Source organism: Cellulomonas cellasea, from assembly GCF_006538745.1.
GTDB classification, from domain to species: domain Bacteria; phylum Actinomycetota; class Actinomycetes; order Actinomycetales; family Cellulomonadaceae; genus Cellulomonas_A; species Cellulomonas_A cellasea.
In genome coordinates this window covers 20469-38015 of sequence record NZ_BJLR01000041.1, presented here as the reverse complement: position 1 = coordinate 38015, position 17547 = coordinate 20469, and the positions used below count along the sequence as shown (strand labels likewise).

General features: G+C 74.9%; 18 protein-coding genes. 11 read left to right on the top strand and 7 right to left on the bottom strand.

Annotated elements, in window-relative coordinates; genetic code table 11:
- Positions 1 to 32: 32 nt before the first annotated feature.
- The 4 genes from CCE01nite_RS19830 to sepH form a co-directional block, all read right to left on the bottom strand.
- Positions 33 to 755, bottom strand: a complete 723-nt coding sequence (locus CCE01nite_RS19830; protein ID WP_141372903.1) for a hypothetical protein — start codon at positions 753 to 755, stop codon at positions 33 to 35.
- 151 nt (positions 756 to 906) lie between these two features.
- Positions 907 to 1794 carry an NAD(P)H-hydrate dehydratase gene (locus tag CCE01nite_RS19825; RefSeq protein WP_141372902.1) on the bottom strand — a complete coding sequence of 296 codons (888 nt, stop codon included), beginning with the start codon at positions 1792 to 1794 and terminating at the stop codon, positions 907 to 909.
- Positions 1781 to 2515, bottom strand: coding sequence for a histidine phosphatase family protein (locus CCE01nite_RS19820; protein WP_141372901.1), 735 nt, complete (start codon positions 2513 to 2515; stop codon positions 1781 to 1783). Before CCE01nite_RS19820 ends, CCE01nite_RS19825 begins: the two co-directional genes overlap by 14 nt.
- Before the next feature lie 539 nt (positions 2516 to 3054).
- A complete protein-coding gene (gene sepH / locus CCE01nite_RS19815; protein ID WP_141372900.1) occupies positions 3055 to 4152 on the bottom strand; it encodes a septation protein SepH in 1098 nt (365 codons plus the stop codon).
- Between the two features lie 118 nt (positions 4153 to 4270).
- On the opposite strand from sepH, the gene CCE01nite_RS19810 reads away from it, so the two are divergent.
- The 3 genes from CCE01nite_RS19810 (at position 4271) to CCE01nite_RS19800 (ending at position 6369) form a co-directional block, all read left to right on the top strand.
- Positions 4271 to 4900, top strand: coding sequence for a trimeric intracellular cation channel family protein (locus CCE01nite_RS19810; RefSeq protein ID WP_141372899.1), 630 nt, complete (start codon positions 4271 to 4273; stop codon positions 4898 to 4900).
- 184 nt (positions 4901 to 5084) lie between these two features.
- Positions 5085 to 5909: an inositol monophosphatase family protein gene (locus CCE01nite_RS19805; RefSeq protein ID WP_034627903.1), complete on the top strand. Its 825-nt coding sequence runs from the start codon at positions 5085 to 5087 to the stop codon at positions 5907 to 5909.
- A 160-nt stretch (positions 5910 to 6069) separates the two neighbouring features.
- A complete protein-coding gene (locus CCE01nite_RS19800) occupies positions 6070 to 6369 on the top strand; it encodes a DUF4193 domain-containing protein (RefSeq protein ID WP_034627831.1) in 300 nt (99 codons plus the stop codon).
- 148 nt (positions 6370 to 6517) lie between these two features.
- On the opposite strand, the gene CCE01nite_RS19795 is transcribed toward CCE01nite_RS19800, so the two are convergent.
- Positions 6518 to 7039 carry a DUF3093 domain-containing protein gene (locus CCE01nite_RS19795; RefSeq protein WP_034627833.1) on the bottom strand — a complete coding sequence of 174 codons (522 nt, stop codon included), beginning with the start codon at positions 7037 to 7039 and terminating at the stop codon, positions 6518 to 6520.
- 53 nt (positions 7040 to 7092) lie between these two features.
- Here CCE01nite_RS19795 and dut point away from each other — a divergent pair, with 53 nt between their 5' ends.
- From dut to CCE01nite_RS19775, 4 genes are all read left to right on the top strand, one after another.
- Positions 7093 to 7569: a dUTP diphosphatase gene (gene dut / locus CCE01nite_RS19790; RefSeq protein ID WP_034627836.1), complete on the top strand. Its 477-nt coding sequence runs from the start codon at positions 7093 to 7095 to the stop codon at positions 7567 to 7569.
- 98 nt (positions 7570 to 7667) lie between these two features.
- Positions 7668 to 8399: a DUF3710 domain-containing protein gene (locus CCE01nite_RS19785; protein WP_034627839.1), complete on the top strand. Its 732-nt coding sequence runs from the start codon at positions 7668 to 7670 to the stop codon at positions 8397 to 8399.
- Entirely contained in the window at positions 8396 to 8764 is a 369-nt protein-coding gene (locus CCE01nite_RS19780; RefSeq protein WP_034627842.1) for an OB-fold nucleic acid binding domain-containing protein, read from the top strand. The genes CCE01nite_RS19785 and CCE01nite_RS19780 overlap by 4 nt, the downstream gene beginning before the upstream one ends.
- Positions 8757 to 9557, top strand: coding sequence for a DUF3159 domain-containing protein (locus CCE01nite_RS19775; protein WP_052103870.1), 801 nt, complete (start codon positions 8757 to 8759; stop codon positions 9555 to 9557). The genes CCE01nite_RS19780 and CCE01nite_RS19775 overlap by 8 nt, the downstream gene beginning before the upstream one ends.
- Here CCE01nite_RS19775 and CCE01nite_RS19770 read toward each other — a convergent pair.
- Positions 9490 to 10164, bottom strand: a complete 675-nt coding sequence (locus tag CCE01nite_RS19770) for a potassium channel family protein (RefSeq protein WP_034627845.1) — start codon at positions 10162 to 10164, stop codon at positions 9490 to 9492. The genes CCE01nite_RS19775 and CCE01nite_RS19770 overlap by 68 nt on opposite strands.
- On the bottom strand, positions 10161 to 10811 hold the full coding sequence (locus CCE01nite_RS19765; RefSeq protein WP_034627910.1) for a potassium channel family protein: 651 nt from the start codon (positions 10809 to 10811) through the stop codon (positions 10161 to 10163). Before CCE01nite_RS19765 ends, CCE01nite_RS19770 begins: the two co-directional genes overlap by 4 nt.
- Positions 10812 to 10936: 125 nt before the next feature.
- Between CCE01nite_RS19765 and CCE01nite_RS19760 the strand changes: the two genes are divergently transcribed.
- The 4 genes from CCE01nite_RS19760 to CCE01nite_RS19745 all read left to right on the top strand — a co-directional run bounded on the left by CCE01nite_RS19760 (position 10937) and on the right by CCE01nite_RS19745 (position 17535).
- Positions 10937 to 12940: an APC family permease gene (locus CCE01nite_RS19760; RefSeq protein WP_034627848.1), complete on the top strand. Its 2004-nt coding sequence runs from the start codon at positions 10937 to 10939 to the stop codon at positions 12938 to 12940.
- Positions 12930 to 14198 carry a class I SAM-dependent RNA methyltransferase gene (locus tag CCE01nite_RS19755; RefSeq protein ID WP_034627851.1) on the top strand — a complete coding sequence of 423 codons (1269 nt, stop codon included), beginning with the start codon at positions 12930 to 12932 and terminating at the stop codon, positions 14196 to 14198. Before CCE01nite_RS19760 ends, CCE01nite_RS19755 begins: the two co-directional genes overlap by 11 nt.
- A gap of 146 nt (positions 14199 to 14344) precedes the next feature.
- Positions 14345 to 14524 (top strand): hypothetical protein, encoded by a 180-nt coding sequence (locus CCE01nite_RS19750; protein WP_034627853.1) that lies wholly within the window; start codon positions 14345 to 14347, stop codon positions 14522 to 14524.
- 188 nt (positions 14525 to 14712) lie between these two features.
- Positions 14713 to 17535 (top strand): aconitate hydratase, encoded by a 2823-nt coding sequence (locus CCE01nite_RS19745; protein WP_034627855.1) that lies wholly within the window; start codon positions 14713 to 14715, stop codon positions 17533 to 17535.
- The last annotated feature ends 12 nt before the right edge of the window (positions 17536 to 17547 follow it).

Below are 17547 nucleotides of genomic sequence, written 5' to 3'. Positions count from 1 at the left end.
ACGACCTGCGTCCCCCGGGCCGGCCGTCGGACTCAGGCGCCCGCGCCCACGCGCTCGCGGACGTGCGCGCCGGCCGCGGCCCGCGGGAGGGCCCGGGTGACCTCGCCGACCTCGGCCCGGCGCTGCTCGCGCGCCGCGCCGACCCGGACGATCTCGATCCCCGCGGCGAGCATCGCGAGCATGCGGTCCTCGGTGTCGGGCACGCACGCGTCCGCGACGCCCAGCACCGCGCAGCACACGATGCTCGGGGCACCGGTCTCGTGGAACCCGGCGGCCGACGTCGTCAGGCCGAGGCTGAACCGGCGCGCCCACTCGGCGGCGAGCGGGACGTCGGCGAGCGCGCGGGCGCTGCGCTCGGTCAGCACGCCGTCGGTGCGGCCCTCGATCTCGGCGAGGCGCCGCTCGGCCGCGAGGATGCCGACCGCGAGGACGCGCTGGGTCTCCTCGGCCACGACGGGCAGCGCGCTCGTCGCGCACCACAGCGCGAGCCGCACGTCGACCTCGCGGTCCTCGCACGTGAGGCCGATGACCGACGGGACGAGCGGCAGCAGCCGCTGGCGGCCCCCGTCGCTCATCTGGTCGTTGACCGTGCGGGCGAGGGTCGCGAGCAACGGGTGCGTGCACGCCGGGTGGTCGCTCCAGCGCTCGCCCGCCAGGAACGAGGCGAGCTCCATGAAGCACGCGCCCTTCGTGGGTCGCCGGTGGCGACCGCGCGAGAGCATCGGTACCCAGTCGGGCGGCAGGTTCTGACGCATGGGACACCCCCAGGACGGCGGACCGTGAGGCGCCTGCGCCTCACGGTCCACTGTGCGCCGACATCGGCCCGCGCACCACCCCTGCGCGGGGTCCGGCGTAGCCGAGCGGACGCCGGCGGACCCGGACGACCCCGGGTGGATGACGGCGGGCTCAGGCCTCGAGCTCGGTGAGCACCGCGGGCAGCTCTTCGAGGAGCTCCCGGGCGAGGAAGCTGCGCTGCCCGACGCGTGCGGCGAGCCGGTCGCCGGCCGCGCCGTGCAGGTGCGTCCCCCAGCACGCCGCCTGCGCGGGGTCGGCGCCGCGCGCGAGCACGCCCGCGACCGCCCCGGCGAGGACGTCGCCGCTGCCCGACGTCGCGAGCCCGCCCGAGCCGGTCGAGGACTCCCACGCCCGGCCGTCCGGCGAGGCCAGTGCCCCGCGGCAGCTCACCACCGCGCCGTAGCGCGCCGCGATGCGCGCCGCGACGTCCGCGAGGTCGTCGAGCTCGGGGCTGTCCGGGTCGAGCCCGAGCAGGCGCGCACCCTCGCCGGCGTTGGGCGTGAGCACGAGGCGGCCGTCGAACGCGGCGACCACGTCGGGGTCGACGTCGATCAGCACGCCGAGCGCGAACGCGTCGAGCACGACGGCGGTGTCCTCGCCGAGCCGGGGGAGCAGCTCGCCGAGCAGCTCGGCCGTCTCGTCCGCGCCGTCGAGGCCCGGGCCGACGAGCACGACCGTGGCGCGACCGAGCTCGTCGTCGAGCGCGTCCACGCCGCTTGCCCCGATGCGCCCGTGCGCCGTCTCGGGCATCCCGATCGCCGCGGACTCGGGCACGGCGACCCCCACAGCCACCGCGACGGACCCGCCGACGGCGAGCGTGAGCCGGCCGGCGCCGACCCGCAGGCACGCCAGCCCGGCGAGCATCGCGGCGCCGGGGGTCTGGCGCGCCCCGCCCACGACGAGCACGGCGCCGCGCGCGTCCTTCGAGTCCGCGTCGCCGGGCAGCGGCCAGCCGCGCAGCAGCGCCGGGGTGACGACCGTGCGCTCAGTGGTGGACATCGGCGTTCCCGGGGTGCTCGGTCGCGGGCACGCCGACGTCCGCGAGGTGGTCGGCGGCGTCGAACTCGCGCAGCGCCCACAGGTCTGCGCCCGGCTCCCGCACGAGGGTCGTGACCGACGCGTTGCGCACCGAGCGCCGCCGGCCCTCCTCGAGCACCTCGGCCTCGGTGAGCTGCTCGCACACGTAGCGGATCACCATGATGACGGCGTCGTGGCACACCACGAGCGCGCGGTCGGGCAGCTGCGGGCGGTCCAGGTCGGCGAGCAGGCTGCGCACGCGCAGCGCGAGGTCCGCCCACGACTCCCCGCCGGGCGGGCGGTAGTAGAACTTCCCGAGCCACCGGCGCCGCTCGGCCTCGAGCGGGACGCGCTCGTCCACGCCGCGCGCCGTGAGCATGTCGAGGATCCCGAGCTCGCGGTCGCGCAGCCGCTCGTCGCGCCGCACCGGGACGTCGAGACCGGCCGCCTCGAGCCCGAGCAGCGCCGTCCGGTGCGCCCGCACGTACGGCGACGCCCACACCGCCTGCGGTCGCTCGTCCGCCGGCAGCTCCGTGAGCCACGTGCCGAGGCCGCGTGCCTGCGCGACCCCGAGCGGGGACAGCTCGACGTCCGCGTCGCGCGCCGGCACGTCGATGACCTGCGCCCCGGCGCGGTGCGCGGCCGCGGCGGCGACGTTCCCCTCGCTCTCGCCGTGCCGGACCAGGTGGAGTGTCGTGATCATCCCCCGACCGTAGGAGGGCCGGTGCGTGCGCGCAGGTCGAGCCGGGTGCCGGGGGACCGGCCCGCCCCTCGGCAGGCGCCCGCCCCGTGACCGGCTCACCGGGCCGGCGTGGACCGCCGCGTCGCCGTGGCCCGCTCGCCGTGGCCGTCGAGGCGACGTACGGTCGGGTCAGGGCGCGGCGCCGCACGGAGGCGCTGCCCGGACGTGAGGACACGCGCATGAACATCGGCAAGATGCTGAAGACCGGCGCCGCGATCAAGGTCGCGAAGGTGGTCCAGCGTGAGATGAGCAAGCCCGAGAACCAGCGCAAGGCCAAGGAGCTGCTGAGCAAGGCGACGCGCCGCGGCCGCTGACGCACCCGCATGAGCGCCCCGGGGACCGTCACGGTCGCCGGGGCGCTCGTCATGTCGGGACCGGTCGTCCGCCATGCCGACGCCGGTCCTGCCCCCGCAGGGCGGTTCCTGACCTGGCGGCATGCCGACGCCCGTCGTGCCCCCGCGGGGCGGTTCCCGACCCAGCAGCCCGACGCGGGTCCCGGCCTACTCGGGCTTCGCGCCGAAGACGATCTCGTCCCAGCTGGGCACCTTCGCGCGGCCCTTGCGCGCCGCGCGCGGACGCTCGGCCGGGGCGGCGGCGGACTCGTCGGCCACCTCACCGGCCTCGGCGTGCGGCTCCGGGACGGCGGGCGGCGCGGGGGAGCCGTGCCCGGGGGCCTCGTCACCGCGGACGACGGGCTCGCGGCGGGCCGGCACGAGCACCTGCGCCTCCGCGAGCGGGTCTGCGTCGACCGGGTGGGCGCCGGGCACCTGGGCCTCGACGCCCACGAAGTCGAACGCGTGCTGCGGGCCGAAGCCCTCGAACTCGTCGTCGTCGTCCAGGTCGAGCTGCTGGCGCACCCCGCGCCGGGTGTTCAGGTCGTCGAGCAGCGCGTGCGTGCGCTCGCGCGGGTCCGGCTCCGCCTCGGCGGGCACGTCCTCGAAGCCCTCGACCGCGCGCACGCTGCCGTCCGCCTCGAGGTCGAAGACCACGTCCCGGACCGCCGCGAGGTGGCGGCGGGGGATCGGCTCGTCGGCGAGCTCGGTCTCGGAGAGCCACCGAGCCTCGTCCTCGTCGGCCTGCACGACGCGCTTGGCGGCGTCGTAGGTCCAGCGCGCCTCCCGCGTCTCGCCGCCCACGTCGAAGCGTGCGACGACGACCCACGGGCCGGCCTGCTGGCGGTGGGCGTCCCACGCGAGCGACTGCAGCGCCACGCCGCGGGTCGCGAGCCGGTCCGTCACGAGGTCGCCGAGCACCGGCGCTCCCGGGTCCCGCCCGACGCGCGTGGCCCGGGCCTGGTCGGCGATGAAGGAGCGCTCCGCGAGCACCGGACCCTCGTAGCGGCGGACCTGCTCGACCGCGAGGTCCGCGGAGTCCGCCACCTCCTGAGCGGTCGCGCCGGCGCGGATGCGCGACTGGATCTCGCGCGGGCTCAGGACGCCCGAGTGCTCCGCGCGCAGCTGCTCGAGCTTCGGGCGGTCCCGGCGCACGGCAGCGCGCAGCGGCTCGTCGATGCGCAGACGGAACCGCTGCCCGTCCGGACCCACGAGCACGAGGTGCTCCCCGTCGTCGTGGAGACCCACCAGCTCGAGCTCACCCATACGACCTCCTCGTAGCTCAGGGACGAGCGTGCCACCGAATGGGGCCGTCCGGGGGGAACCCGCCCGGTGCGCCGCGACGGAGGACGTCGCGCAGCGGCGCGCCTGAGAGTATGCGCTGGTGGCGCCCGACCTCCCGCTCCAGCCGCTGACCGAGCTCGTCGGCGTGTTCGTCGGCGGGCTGTCCGGCGGGCTGGCCGCGGTGCGCAAGCAGTTCGACATCTTCGGGATCGTGGTCCTCGCATGGGCGGCCGGCCTCGGCGGCGGCCTGATCCGCGACGTGCTCGTCGGCGCCGTCCCGCCCGTGGGGGTCGCGCGGTGGGAGTTCATCGTCACCGCGTTCGCCGCCGGCATCGCGATGTACTTCTTCCACCCCCGGCTCGAGCGGGCGCGCCGCGTCATCGCGGTCCTCGACGCGGGGGCGCTCGCGCTGTTCAGCGTCGTCGGCACGCTCAAGGGCCTCGAGCTCGGCGCGGGCGCGACCGCCTCGGTGTGCGTCGGCGTGATCACGGGCGTCGGCGGCGGCGTGCTGCGGGACCTGCTCACCGGCGAGGTGCCGGTCGTGCTGCACCACCGCCAGCTCTACGCGATCCCCGCGGTCGTGGGGGCGTCGCTCACCGCGGTGCTGTGGTCGACCGGGACGCTCACGCTGCTCACCGAGCTGCTCGCGGTCGCCGTGGTGTTCGTCCTGCGGGTCGTCGCGATGCGCCTGCACCTGTCGGCGCCCGGCCCGTGGCGCGGCGGCCACTGACCGCCCGCCCGCGCAGGGCGACCCCGCGGACGTCCGCGTGGCGTGCGCACCGGCCGCGAGGGCCCCGCAGCGGCTCGGGCAGGATGGGCGCGTGACCTCCGACGCCCTGCCCGCACCGTCCGCCGACGACCCCGCGCGTCCCGGCCCCGCCTCCGCCGCCCCCGGCGCACCGGCCGCGCCCGCGCTGCCCGGCCCCGACGAGACCCGCGAGCTCGTCGCGCTCGCCGAGACCCTCGCGCGCGCCGCGGGCCGGCTCGTGCGCGAGGGTCGTCCCGACCGGGTCGACGTCGCCGCGACCAAGACCAGCCCGATGGACGTCGTGACGCAGATGGACCTCGCGTCGGAGGCGCTGCTGCGCTCGCTGATCGCCGAGCACCGCCCGCACGACGGGATCCTCGGCGAGGAGGAGGCGCCCGTCGCCGGCACGAGCGGGCTCACGTGGGTGATCGACCCGATCGACGGCACCGTGAACTACCTCTACGGCATCCCCGCGTACGCGATCTCCGTCGCGGTCGTCGCCGGCCCGCCCGACCCCGCGACGTGGACGGCCGTCGCGGGCTGCGTGCACTCCGTCGCGGACGGGCGCACCTACACCGCGGGGCGCGGGCTCGGCGCGCACCTCGACGGCCGCCTCCTGGCCCTGCGCGCGGCCGACACGCTCGCGGGCTCGCTGCTCGGGACCGGCTTCGGGTACACCGTCGAGCGCCGCCGCGCGCAGGCCCGCGTGGTCGCCGAGCTGCTGCCCCAGGTCCGCGACATCCGGCGCATCGGCTCGGCGTCGCTCGACCTGTGCGCGCTCGCCTCGGGCGGGCTCGACCTCTACTACGAGCGGGGGCTCAAGCCGTGGGACCTCGCGGCGGGCGCGCTCGTCGCGCAGGAGGCCGGCGCGGTCGTCACGGGCCTCGACGGGAACCCGGCGGGCGAGGCCATGACGGTCGCAGGTCCGGCGGGTACGGTGGCGCAGCTCGCGTCGGTCCTCAGCGGTCTCGGGGCGGGCACGGGCGCCTGAAAGGGCAGATTTCGGGACATCCGATCCCGGGCATTTGTCCGTGTGTGCGTCCGGCCCTGAAATAGTGCACAATCCCAGCGCCGCGGGAACAATCGACGGTGCCGAAGCATTGATCCCGCATACGACGAACCGCCGACACGACCGGAGTGTGACCCCGCTGATGGCAACCGACTACGACGCCCCGCGCAAGACCGAGGAGGACCTCAGCGAGGACTCGCTGCAGGAGCTCCAGGCTCGGCGCTCCGACAAGAACTCGGGCGTGGTCGACGAGGACGAGACCGAAGCCGCGGAAGGCTTCGAGCTCCCCGGCGCCGACCTGTCGGGCGAGGAGCTGTCGGTGCGTGTCCTCCCGCGTCAGGCGGACGAGTTCACGTGCACGAGCTGTTACCTCGTCCACCACCGCAGCCAGCTCGCCTACGAGAAGGACGGCCGCCCCGTCTGCTCGGAGTGCGCTGCCTGAGCTCGGCACCGACGACCACCACGAGGCCGGTGACCTGGGGAACGCCCCGGGTCACCGGCCTCGCGCATGGGGTCACCTGCCCGCGCGCGAGGTCGTCGGCTTCGCCCGACGGCCGCCGGGCGAAGCCGGGTCAGCGGTCGCGGGCGAGTCAGCGGTCCCGCGCGGTCCCGGCCGGGTGCAGCGCGGCGGCCAGCTCGGCCGGGCGCCGCGTCGACACGAGCCAGTACGGCGTCGGGTCGTGCGGGTCGCGCACCTCGACGCGCACCGCGGTCCCGGCCCACGCGCGCAGGCAGACGTAGGCGCGTGCGTCGAGCCCCGGGCCGAGCGCCGCGCGGGTCTCCTCGCGGTCGAGCGCGCGGGCGTCGCCGAGGAGGTCGAGCGGGATCCGGGCGCGGCCGGCGGCGAGCTCGCCGTCGTGCACGCGCACGCGCGGGGAGGTGACGACCGCGAACACGAGCGCACCGACGAGGGCGACCGCCCCGACGGCGGCCGCGAGCCCCGGGTGCACCGGCACCAGGGCGATCGTCAGGAGCCCGGCCGCGGCGACCGCGAGGAACCACCCGAACGGGCCGGGCCAGAGCCGCTCGTCGTGCGCGGCGGCGCCGGGCGCGCGGCCCGTCGGGGGGCCTGCGGGGGTCGCGTGCGGGGGCTCGGCGGCGTGCGGGGGCATGCCCCCAGCATCCCAGACCCGCGCACGCGCACGGCGGGGTAGGGTCGCTCCCCGTGACGGCCGACACGACGCTCGAGGTGCTCCTGCTCCGGCTCGACGACGCGGTCCCCGTGCCCGCGTACGCCCACCCCGGGGACGCGGGCGCCGACCTCGTGACGCGCGTGGACGTGGTGGTCCCGCCGCAGGGCCGGGTCACCGTCCCGACCGGTGTCGCGATCGCGCTGCCCGACGGCTTCGCGGCGTTCGTGCACCCGCGCTCGGGCCTCGCCTCGAAGCACGGGCTGACGATCGTCAACGCGCCGGGCACGGTCGACGCCGGCTACCGCGGCGAGATCTCGGTGACGCTCCTCAACACCGACGTCGAGACGCCCGTCGTGCTCGCGCGCGGCGACCGGATCGCCCAGCTCGTGATCCAGCGGGTCGAGCGCGCCCGGTTCGTCGAGGCCGAGCGGCTGCCCGGCTCGCACCGCGGTGAGGGCGGGTTCGGGTCGAGCGGCGGCTGGGCGGACGCGCAGGCGCCTCGGTCCTGAGCGCGGCGACCGGCCTCCGGCTAGGTCTCGCGCCGCACGCGGATTACTGTCGTGGGGGTGCCCCACGGCGGGTGACAGGTGAGAAGGGGTCGATCGAAGTGGGTCTTTTCCGGCGCGGCGCGCGCGAGAACGCGGCCGACGAGACGGCGACCGGTGCCACGCCCGAGGTGGCTGCCGAGGCGCCCCAGGACGGCGGGACGCGCGAGAACCCCGGGCGCGGCCCGTGGGACGTGACGGACGTCGACGCAGCGGGTGGTCGCCTCGACCTCGGGGCGATCCTCGTGCCCGGCCGGCCCGGCATGGAGCTGCGCATGGAGATCGACAAGGCCTCCGGTGCGGTGTCCGCCGCCGCGGTCAGCCTCGGCGGCTCGACGCTGCAGCTGCAGGCGTTCGCCGCCCCGCGGACCGAGGGCATCTGGGACGAGATCCGCGAGGAGATCGCGGAGTCCGTCACCAAGCAAGGCGGCTCCGCGGACGACCTGCCCGGCCCGTTCGGGCGCGAGCTCCTGGCACGGCTGCCCGTGCGCACGCCCGAGGGCCGCACGGGTCACCGTCCCGCGCGCTTCATCGGCGCCGACGGCCCGCGGTGGTTCCTGCGCGGTGTCGTCACCGGCAAGGCCGCGGTGGACCCCGAGGCGGCCGTCGAGCTCGAGGCCGTGTTCGCGGACATCGTCGTGGTGCGGGGGACCGAGGCGCGTGCGCCCCGTGACCTGCTCACGCTGCGCCTCCCGGCGCAGAACGGCGGCCCGGCACAGCCCGAGTCCGAGGAGCCCGCCGCGCCGACGTTCGACCCCATGACCCGGGGCCCCGAGATCACGGAGATCCGATGACGCTGCGCGAGGCGCTGCGGCGCGCGGTCGCGTCGCAGGCGGAGATCGAGGCCGACGAGGAGCGCGCGGACGCGCACTCGGTCGCCGGCTGCGTGCCCGTCGACGAGCTGCCCGACCGGCACCGGGCCAAGGTCTCCGGCATCCTGCGCTCGGTGACGTTGCGCCCGCGTGAGGGCGTGCCCGCCCTCGAGGCCGAGCTGTACGACGGGAGCGGCACGATCGACCTCGTCTGGCTCGGCCGGCGCGAGATCGCCGGCATCGAGCCGGGCCGGCGCCTGCAGGTCGAGGGCCTCGCGTGCGCGATCGACGGTCGCCGCACGATGTTCAACCCGCGCTACGAGCTGCGGCCGCGTCCGGGTGAGTGACTCCGAGCACGCCCGGCCGCTCACCGAGCCCGCGCCCGGCGACCCCGCGGCGCCCGGCGCCCCGACCGGCCCCGCCGGCGCGACGGAACCCGGCACGGCGGACGACGCCGGCACCCCGGCGAGGCCCGCCCGGGGCGTCTACCAGCTCGCGGGCGAGGACTTCTCCCTCGCAGAGGCCATCGGCGGCTGGCGCGGCGTCGTCGAGTCGGCGCTGCCCGGGCTCGTCTTCGTCGTCGTCTACGTCGCCGTCCGGGAGCTGCAGCCCGCGCTGATCGCCTCGATCGCGGTGGCCGCGCTCGCGGTGCTCGTGCGCCTCGTGCAGCGCACGCCCGTCACCCAGGCCTTCTCCGGGATCCTCGGCATCGGGATCGGCGTGCTGTGGGCGTGGCGCACGGGCGAGGCGCAGGACTTCTTCGCCTACGGCCTGTGGGTCAACGTCGCGTGGTGCGCCGGCGCGCTGCTCTCGGTGCTCGTGCGCTGGCCCGCCGTGGGCGTCATCGTCTCGTTCGTGCGCGGCGAGGACATGTCGTGGCGGCTCGACACGCGGCCCGCTGCCCGGCGCCTGCGCCGCCGGTACGTGGGGGCGACGCTGCTGTGGGTCGGCGTGTTCGGCGCGCGCCTCGCCGTCCAGGTCCCGCTCTACCTGCAGGGCGAGGACGCCGTCGGCTGGCTCGGCACCGCGAAGCTCGTGATGGGCGTGCCGCTGTTCGCGGCCGGCCTCTACGTCACCTGGCTCCTGGTCCGTGGGTCAGGATCTCCTCGAGAGCCTTCTCGTCCGCCTCTCGACCCGTGACGAACAGCAGCTCGTCGCGCTCCTCGAGGGTGTCGTCGACGCTCGGCGCGATCGGGCGGGTGCCGCGCACGATGCACGCGAGCACGGTGTCCTCGGGCCACGCGACCTGACCGACGCGCAGCCCGGCGAGGGGTGAGCCCTCGGGCAGCGTGAGCTCGAGGATGTCCGCCTTCGACTGGTGGAACGTGAAGATCCGCACGAGGTCCCCGACGGCGACGGCCTCCTCGACCATCGCGGTCATGATGCGCGGGGTCGAGACGGCGACGTCGACGCCCCACGCCTCGTCGAACATCCACTCGTTCTTCGGGTTGTTGACACGCGCGACCGTGCGGGGGACCCCGTACTCGGTCTTCGCGAGCAGCGAGATGACGAGGTTGGCCTTGTCGTCGCCGGTGGCCGCCACGACGACGTCGCACTCGTCGACCTTGGCCTGCGTCAGCGTCGGCAGCTCGCAGGCGTCGGCGAGCAGCCAGTCCGCGTCGGCGACCTGCGAGACGCGCATGGCGGACGGCTGACGGTCGATCAGCGTGACCTCGTGCCCGTGCCCGAGGAGCTCGCGGGCGATGGACCGGCCGACCGAGCCGGCTCCGGCGATGACGACCCTCATGCGGACACCTCCGGGGCACGGGTGAGCGTGCGTTCGACGAACGAGCTCTCGTCGGCCCGCATGAGGACGTGCAGGGTGTCGTTCTCCTGCAGCACGGTCGAGGCGGTCGGCAGGAGGCCGTCGCCGTACCGCGTGACGTAGGCGACGCGCGAGCCGCTCGCCTCCTCGACGTGGCTCAGCGGGTGCCCGACCCAGCCCGGGTGCACGTCGACCTGGGCGAGCACGATCTGGCCGGACGCGTCCCGGTGCTCGGCGGTCGCACCCATGGGCAGCAGCCGGCGCAGCACCTGGTCGGCGGTCCACCGCACGGTCGCGACCGTCGGGATGCCGAGGCGCTGGTAGATCTCCGCGCGGTGCGGGTCGTAGATGCGGGCGACCACGTTCCCGACCCCGTACGTCTCGCGCACGACGCGCGCCGCCAGGATGTTGGAGTTGTCGCCGTCGGAGACGGCGGCGAACCCGTAGGCGTCGTCGATGCCGGCCTGGGCGAGGGTGTCGCGGTCGAAGCCGAGACCCGTCACCTTGCTCCCGGAGAACTCGGCGTCGAGCCGGCGGAACGAGTCGGGGTTCTGGTCGATGACGGCGACCGAGTGGCCGTGGCCCTCGAGGGACTGGGCGAGCGTCGCGCCGACCCGGCCGCAGCCCATGATGACGAAGTGCACAGCCGGTCACGCTATACCTCGCGGGTGGGCCCCGCCGCACGCCGGGCCCGACACCGGGCCCCACGTCGCACGGACGGCGGCGCTGCGACGCGGGCATAGCATGGTCCCTCGTGTCGGACATCGCGGATGCCGCCAAGCGCTTGCTCCTCGGACGTCCCGTCCGCAGCGACCGCCTCGGCCACACGCTCCTGCCGAAGCGGATCGCGCTGCCGATCTTCGCCTCGGACGCCCTCTCGTCGGTCGCCTACGCCCCCGACGAGGTGCTGCTCACCCTCGCGCTCGCCGGGCTGACCGCGACCGTCATCTCGCCGTGGGTCGGCCTCGCGGTCGTCGTGGTGATGATGACGGTGATCGCCTCCTACCGGCAGAACGTGCACGCCTACCCCTCGGGCGGCGGGGACTACGAGGTCGCGACGGTCAACCTCGGGCCCAAGGCCGGGGTCACGGTCGCGAGCGCGCTGCTCGTCGACTACGTGCTCACGGTCGCGGTGTCGATCTCCTCGGGCGCGCAGTACGCGGCGTCGGCGATCCCGTCGCTGCGCGGGCACGAGACGAGCTTCGCGGTCGCGCTCGTCGTGCTGCTCACGCTCGCGAACCTGCGCGGCGTGCGCGAGTCGGGCAAGGCGTTCGCGATCCCCGTCTACCTGTACATGGTCGCGATCGGCGCGACCGTCGTCATCGGTTTCGTGCGCTACCTCGCGGGCGACCTGCCGATGGCCGAGAGCTCCGAGCTCGAGATCGTGCCGGTCTCGGCGTTCGACCAGGGGCTCGTCGGGCTCGCGGGGGCGTTCCTCGTGCTGCGCGCGTTCGCGTCCGGCTCGGCCGCCCTCACCGGCGTCGAGGCGATCAGCAACGGCGTGCCCGCGTTCAAGAAGCCGAAGTCCCGCAACGCGGCGACGACGCTCGCGTTCCTCGGGATCCTCTCCGCGACGTTCATCACCTCGATCCTCGTGCTCGCGCGCGTCACGGGCATCCACTACGTCGAGGAGCCCACGGAGCAGCTGCTGCGCGACGGCGTCCCGGTCGGCGAGGAGTACGTCCAGCACCCGGTGATCGGGCAGCTCGCCGAGACCGTGTTCGCCGGCTTCCCGGTGGCGTTCGTGTCCGTCGCGATCGTGACCGGGCTGATCCTCGTGCTCGCGGCGAACACCGCGTTCAACGGCTTCCCGCTGCTCGGCTCGATCCTCGCCAAGGACGGCTACCTGCCCCGCCAGCTGCACACACGCGGCGACCGGCTCGCCTTCTCGAACGGCATCCTCACGCTCGCCGCGGCGGCGATCGCGCTCATCGTCGCCTTCGACGCGGAGGTGACCCGGCTCATCCAGCTGTACATCGTCGGGGTGTTCGTCTCGTTCACGCTGAGCCAGCTCGGGATGATCCGGCACTGGACGCGCGAGCTGCGCACCGAGCCCGACCCGCGCCGCCGCGCCCAGATGACGCGCTCGCGCGTGATCAACACGATCGGCTTCGGCATGACGTCGGTCGTCCTCGTCGTCGTGCTCCTCACGAAGTTCATGCTCGGCGCGTGGATCGCAATCCTGGCGATGGCGGGGGTCTTCGTCCTCATGCGCGCCATCCGCGGGCACTACGACTCGGTGCGCGCCGAGCTCGCGCTCGGGCCCGACGCCGAGGCGGCGCGCGCGCTGCCCAGCCGGGTGCACGCGCTCGTGCTCGTCTCGCACCTGCACCGCCCGACGATGCGCGCGATCGCCTACGCGCGCGCGTCGCGCCCGCAGGTCCTCGAGGCCGTCACGGTCGGGGTCGACGCCGACGACGTCGCGCGCCTCAAGGCCGAGTGGGAGGCGCTCGACCTCCCGGTGCCGCTCCGGGTGCTCGACTCGCCGTTCCGCGAGATCACCCGGCCGATCCTCACCTACGTCCGCTCCGTCCGCCGCGAGAGCCCGCGCGACATCGTCGTGGTCTACATCCCCGAGTACGTCGTCGGGCACTGGTGGGAGCAGCTGCTGCACAACCAGAGCGCGCTGCGGCTCAAGGGGCGGCTGCTGTTCACGCCCGGTGTCGTGGTCGCGTCGGTGCCGTGGCAGCTCGCGTCGTCCGAGGGGCAGACCGGTCTCGAGGACAGGGTCCGGGGTACGGTTCCGCGTGACCTCTGACCTCCTCGAGCTCCGCATCGGCCCCGTCGCGCACGGTGGGCACTGCGTCGCACGGCTCGACGCCGACCCGGACGGCCGCGGCGGTCGCGTCGTGTTCGTCCGGCACACGCTGCCCGGCGAGCGGGTGCTCGCGCGCCTGACCGACGCGGGGGAGAGCGCGACGTTCTGGCGCGCCGACGCCGTCGAGATCCTGGACGCCTCCCCGGACCGGGTGCCCTCCGCGTGGCCCGAGGCCGGCCCCGACGGGGTCGGCGGCGGCGAGCTCGCGCACGTCGCGCTGCCCGCGCAGCGGGCCTGGAAGGCCACCGTCCTCGCCGAGCAGCTGAGCCGCCTCGCGAAGGTCGAGCGCGACGTCGTCGTCGAGGCCGCGCCCGGGGACGACGAGCGCGGCGGTCTCGGGTGGCGCACCCGCATCGAGCTCGTCGCCGACGCGAACGGGCGTGCGGGCATGCGCGCCCACCGCTCCCACGACGTGCACCCGCTCGACCGGATGCCGCTCGCCTCGCCCGCGATCGAGGAGCTCGGGCTCTTCGCCCGCCGGTGGCGTCCCGGCCAGGTGATCGACGTCGTCGCACCCGCGGGCGGCGACACCCCGGTGGTGCTCGTCGACGGCCAGCCGTTCGACCTGCGCAAGGGACGCGTCGACCCCCGCCCCAACGCGCGCTCGACCGTGCGCGAGCAGGTGCACGCCGGCGGGCGCGACTACACCCACCGGGTCGCGGCCGAGGGGTTCTGGCAGGTGCACCGCGAGGCGCCCGGCCTGCTCACAGGCGCGGTGCTCGACGCGGTCGGCGACGTCGACGGCGCCACGGTGCTCGACCTGTACTCCGGCGCCGGCCTGTTCACGCTGCCGCTCGCCGACGCCGTCGGGCCCACGGGCGAGGTCGTGGCGGTCGAGGGCGACGCGCGCGCGGTCCGCGACGCCCGGCGCGGCGTGCACGACCGCACGAACGTCGAGCTCCACCACGCCGACGTCGCACGCGCGCTCGCGGGCAGCGACGACCCGGACTCCGACGTGGTGCACGCCGACGTCGTGGTCCTCGACCCGCCGCGCGCCGGCGCCGGGCGCGCCGTCACCGCGTCGATCGCGGCCCTGCGCCCCGAGCTCGTCGTCTACGTCGCGTGCGACCCGGCGGCGCTCGCCCGCGACGTCGCCTACCTCGCGGCGGGCGGCTATGCGCTCGCGGACGTCCGGGCGTTCGACCTGTTCCCGATGACCCACCACGTCGAGGCCGTCGCGGTGCTGACCCGCAGCTGACCCACCGGCCGGACCCTCTGGGCATGCGTGCCGCGGGTGCGCCGCGCCGGTGCGCGACGGCCCGCGTCCCTCCTCGCGCGGTCGGGCGGCCCGGCATAGCGTGGGACCGGGCCGGGCCACCGGGGCCCGCCAGGAGGGAGCCGGCGATGACCAGCGGGCACGAGAGCGAGGCGGCGACGAGGCTGGCCGAGGCCAGCCGGGTCGCCCGGGCGGAGCTGGACAAGCAGGGCACGCCCGACTACGACCCCCGCGCCCACGAGCGGGCCGTCGAGTTCGAGCGCAAGGCCGCCGACGCGCTCCGGGCGCAGCGTCAGGGCACGAGCTGACCGCACCCGACCACGCGCCGGACCCCCGGGTGCGACGACGGATCGGGGCAGACGCGCTACGATGTATCTCGACATCGAGATATTGCGTCGAGATGCACGGCGGCTCCCCGAGCACCTGACGGGTGAGCGCCCCGATCCACCGTCCGGCACCGTCACCGCCGGGCAGACGTGCGAGCGAAGGAGCCACAGTGAGCAGTGTCGACAGCTTCGGGTCGAAGGGGGGTCTCCAGGTCGGGGACACCACCTACGAGATCTACCGCCTCGCCGCGGTGCCGGGTCTCGAGAAGCTCCCGTACAGCCTCAAGGTCCTCGCGGAGAACCTGCTGCGCACCGAGGACGGCGCGAACATCACCGCCGACCACGTGCGCGCGCTCGCCGGCTGGGACCCCGCGGCCGAGCCGGACACCGAGATCCAGTTCACGCCCGCGCGCGTGATCATGCAGGACTTCACCGGCGTCCCGTGCGTCGTCGACCTCGCCACGATGCGGGAGGCCGTCGCCGAGCTCGGGGGAGACCCGCAGCGCATCAACCCGCTCGCCCCGGCCGAGCTCGTGATCGACCACTCGGTGCAGATCGACGTCGCCGGCCGCTCCGACGCGTTCGAGCGCAACGTCGCGCTGGAGTACGAGCGCAACTTCGAGCGCTACCAGTTCCTGCGCTGGGGCCAGACGGCGTTCGACGACTTCAAGGTCGTCCCGCCCGGCACGGGCATCGTCCACCAGGTCAACATCGAGTACCTGGCCCGCACGATCATGACGCGCGAGGTCGGCGGCGTGCTGCGCGCGTACCCCGACACCTGCGTCGGCACGGACTCGCACACCACGATGGTCAACGGCCTCGGCGTGCTCGGCTGGGGCGTCGGCGGCATCGAGGCCGAGGCGGCCATGCTCGGCCAGCCGGTGTCGATGCTCATCCCGCGCGTCGTCGGCTTCCGCCTCTCGGGCCAGATCCCCGCGGGCGTCACGGCCACCGACGTCGTGCTCACGATCACGCAGCAGCTGCGGGGGCACGGCGTGGTCGGCAAGTTCGTCGAGTTCTACGGCGAGGGTGTCGCGGCGGTCCCGCTCGCGAACCGCGCGACCATCGGCAACATGAGCCCGGAGTTCGGCTCGACGGCCGCGATCTTCCCGATCGACGGCGTGACGATGGAGTACCTGCGGCTCACGGGCCGCTCGCAGGCGCAGCTCGAGCTCGTCGAGGCGTACGCCAAGGAGCAGGGCCTCTGGCACGACCCGTCGGCGGCCGGCTACGTCGAGCCCGTCTTCTCGGAGTACCTCGAGCTCGACCTCGGCACGGTCGTCCCGTCGATCGCCGGCCCGAAGCGTCCGCAGGACCGCATCGAGCTGAGCGGCGCCAAGGAGGCGTTCGCGTCGTCGATCCTCGACTACGTCGACGCGGGCGACCACCCGCGCGGAACCGGCCTCGACGAGTCGGTCGAGGAGACGTTCCCCGCGTCCGACCCGATCGCGGCCGGCGAGCACGCCGACGCCTCGGACGGCCCCGCGGAGGCCGGTCACGGCGACTCCGCGACGCGCCCGCACAAGCGCGTGCCCGTCACGCTCGTCGACGGCACCGCGACCGAGCTCGACCACGGGCACGTGGTCATCGCCTCGATCACGTCGTGCACCAACACGTCGAACCCGTCGGTCATGCTGGCCGCGGCGCTGCTCGCGAAGAAGGCCGTCGACAAGGGACTCACGGCCAAGCCGTGGGTCAAGACGTCGATGGCGCCCGGCTCCAAGGTCGTGACCGACTACTACGAGAAGGCCGGCCTGTGGCCGTACCTCGAGAAGCTCGGCTTCCACCTCGTCGGCTACGGCTGCGCGACGTGCATCGGCAACTCGGGCCCGCTGCCCGAGGAGGTCTCGGCCGTCGTCAACGAGCACGACCTGTCGGTCGTCTCGGTGCTCTCCGGGAACCGCAACTTCGAGGGTCGCATCAACCCCGACGTGAAGATGAATTACCTCGCGTCGCCGCCGCTCGTCGTCGCGTACGCGCTCGCCGGGACGATGGACTTCGACTTCGAGAACGAGCCGCTCGGCCACACGGACGCCGGCGAGCCGGTCATGCTCGCCGACATCTGGCCGTCGCCGGCCGAGGTCCAGTCGACGATCGACTCGGCGATCGACCGCGGCATGTTCACCAAGGACTACGCCGACGTCTTCGCGGGCGACGAGCGCTGGCAGGCGCTGCCGACGCCGCAGGGCGCGACGTTCGCGTGGGACGCGGAGTCGACCTACGTGCGCAAGCCCCCGTACTTCGAGGGCATGACGCCGGAGCCGTCGCCGGTCCAGGACATCGCCGGCGCGCGGGTCCTCGCGAAGCTCGGCGACTCGGTCACGACCGACCACATCAGCCCGGCGGGGTCGATCAAGGCCGACAGCCCGGCGGGCACCTACCTCGCCGAGCACGGCGTCGAGCGGCGCGACTTCAACTCCTACGGCTCGCGCCGCGGGAACCACGAGGTCATGATCCGCGGCACGTTCGCGAACATCCGGCTGCGCAACCAGCTCGTGCCGGGCGTCGAGGGCGGCTTCACGGTCAACCACCTCGACGGCGCGCAGACGACGATCTACGACGCGGCGCAGGCGTACGCGGCGGCCGGCGTCCCGCTCGTCATCCTCGGCGGCAAGGAGTACGGCTCGGGCTCGTCGCGCGACTGGGCGGCCAAGGGCACGGCCCTGCTCGGCGTGAAGGCCGTCATCACCGAGAGCTTCGAGCGGATCCACCGCTCGAACCTCATCGGGATGGGCGTGCTGCCGCTGCAGTTCCCCGCGGGGGAGTCGGCCGACTCGCTCGGCCTGGACGGCACCGAGACGTTCGACATCGCCGGCGTCACGGCGCTCAACGACGGCACGACGCCGCGCACGGTCGCGGTCCGGGCCACGAAGGCGGACGGCTCGGTCGTGGAGTTCGACGCGGTCGTGCGCATCGACACCCCCGGCGAGGCGGACTACTACCGCAACGGCGGCATCCTGCAGTACGTGCTCCGCTCGCTCGTCACGGCCTGACCGTCTGACGGA

Bases quoted from the DNA above. Each gene is read 5' to 3' on its own strand.
- CCE01nite_RS19830 (WP_141372903.1), bottom strand. From the start codon at position 755: ATGCGTCAGAACCTGCCGCCCGACTGGGTACCGATGCTCTCGCGCGGT.
- CCE01nite_RS19825 (WP_141372902.1), bottom strand. From the start codon at position 1,794: ATGTCCACCACTGAGCGCACGGTCGTCACCCCGGCGCTGCTGCGCGGC.
- CCE01nite_RS19820 (WP_141372901.1), bottom strand. From the start codon at position 2,515: ATGATCACGACACTCCACCTGGTCCGGCACGGCGAGAGCGAGGGGAAC.
- sepH (WP_141372900.1), bottom strand. From the start codon at position 4,152: ATGGGTGAGCTCGAGCTGGTGGGTCTCCACGACGACGGGGAGCACCTC.
- CCE01nite_RS19800 (WP_034627831.1), top strand. From the start codon at position 6,070: ATGGCAACCGACTACGACGCCCCGCGCAAGACCGAGGAGGACCTCAGC.
- CCE01nite_RS19795 (WP_034627833.1), bottom strand. From the start codon at position 7,039: ATGCCCCCGCACGCCGCCGAGCCCCCGCACGCGACCCCCGCAGGCCCC.
- CCE01nite_RS19780 (WP_034627842.1), top strand. From the start codon at position 8,396: ATGACGCTGCGCGAGGCGCTGCGGCGCGCGGTCGCGTCGCAGGCGGAG.
- CCE01nite_RS19770 (WP_034627845.1), bottom strand. From the start codon at position 10,164: ATGAGGGTCGTCATCGCCGGAGCCGGCTCGGTCGGCCGGTCCATCGCC.
- CCE01nite_RS19765 (WP_034627910.1), bottom strand. From the start codon at position 10,811: ATGGGCTGCGGCCGGGTCGGCGCGACGCTCGCCCAGTCCCTCGAGGGC.
- CCE01nite_RS19750 (WP_034627853.1), top strand. From the start codon at position 14,345: ATGACCAGCGGGCACGAGAGCGAGGCGGCGACGAGGCTGGCCGAGGCC.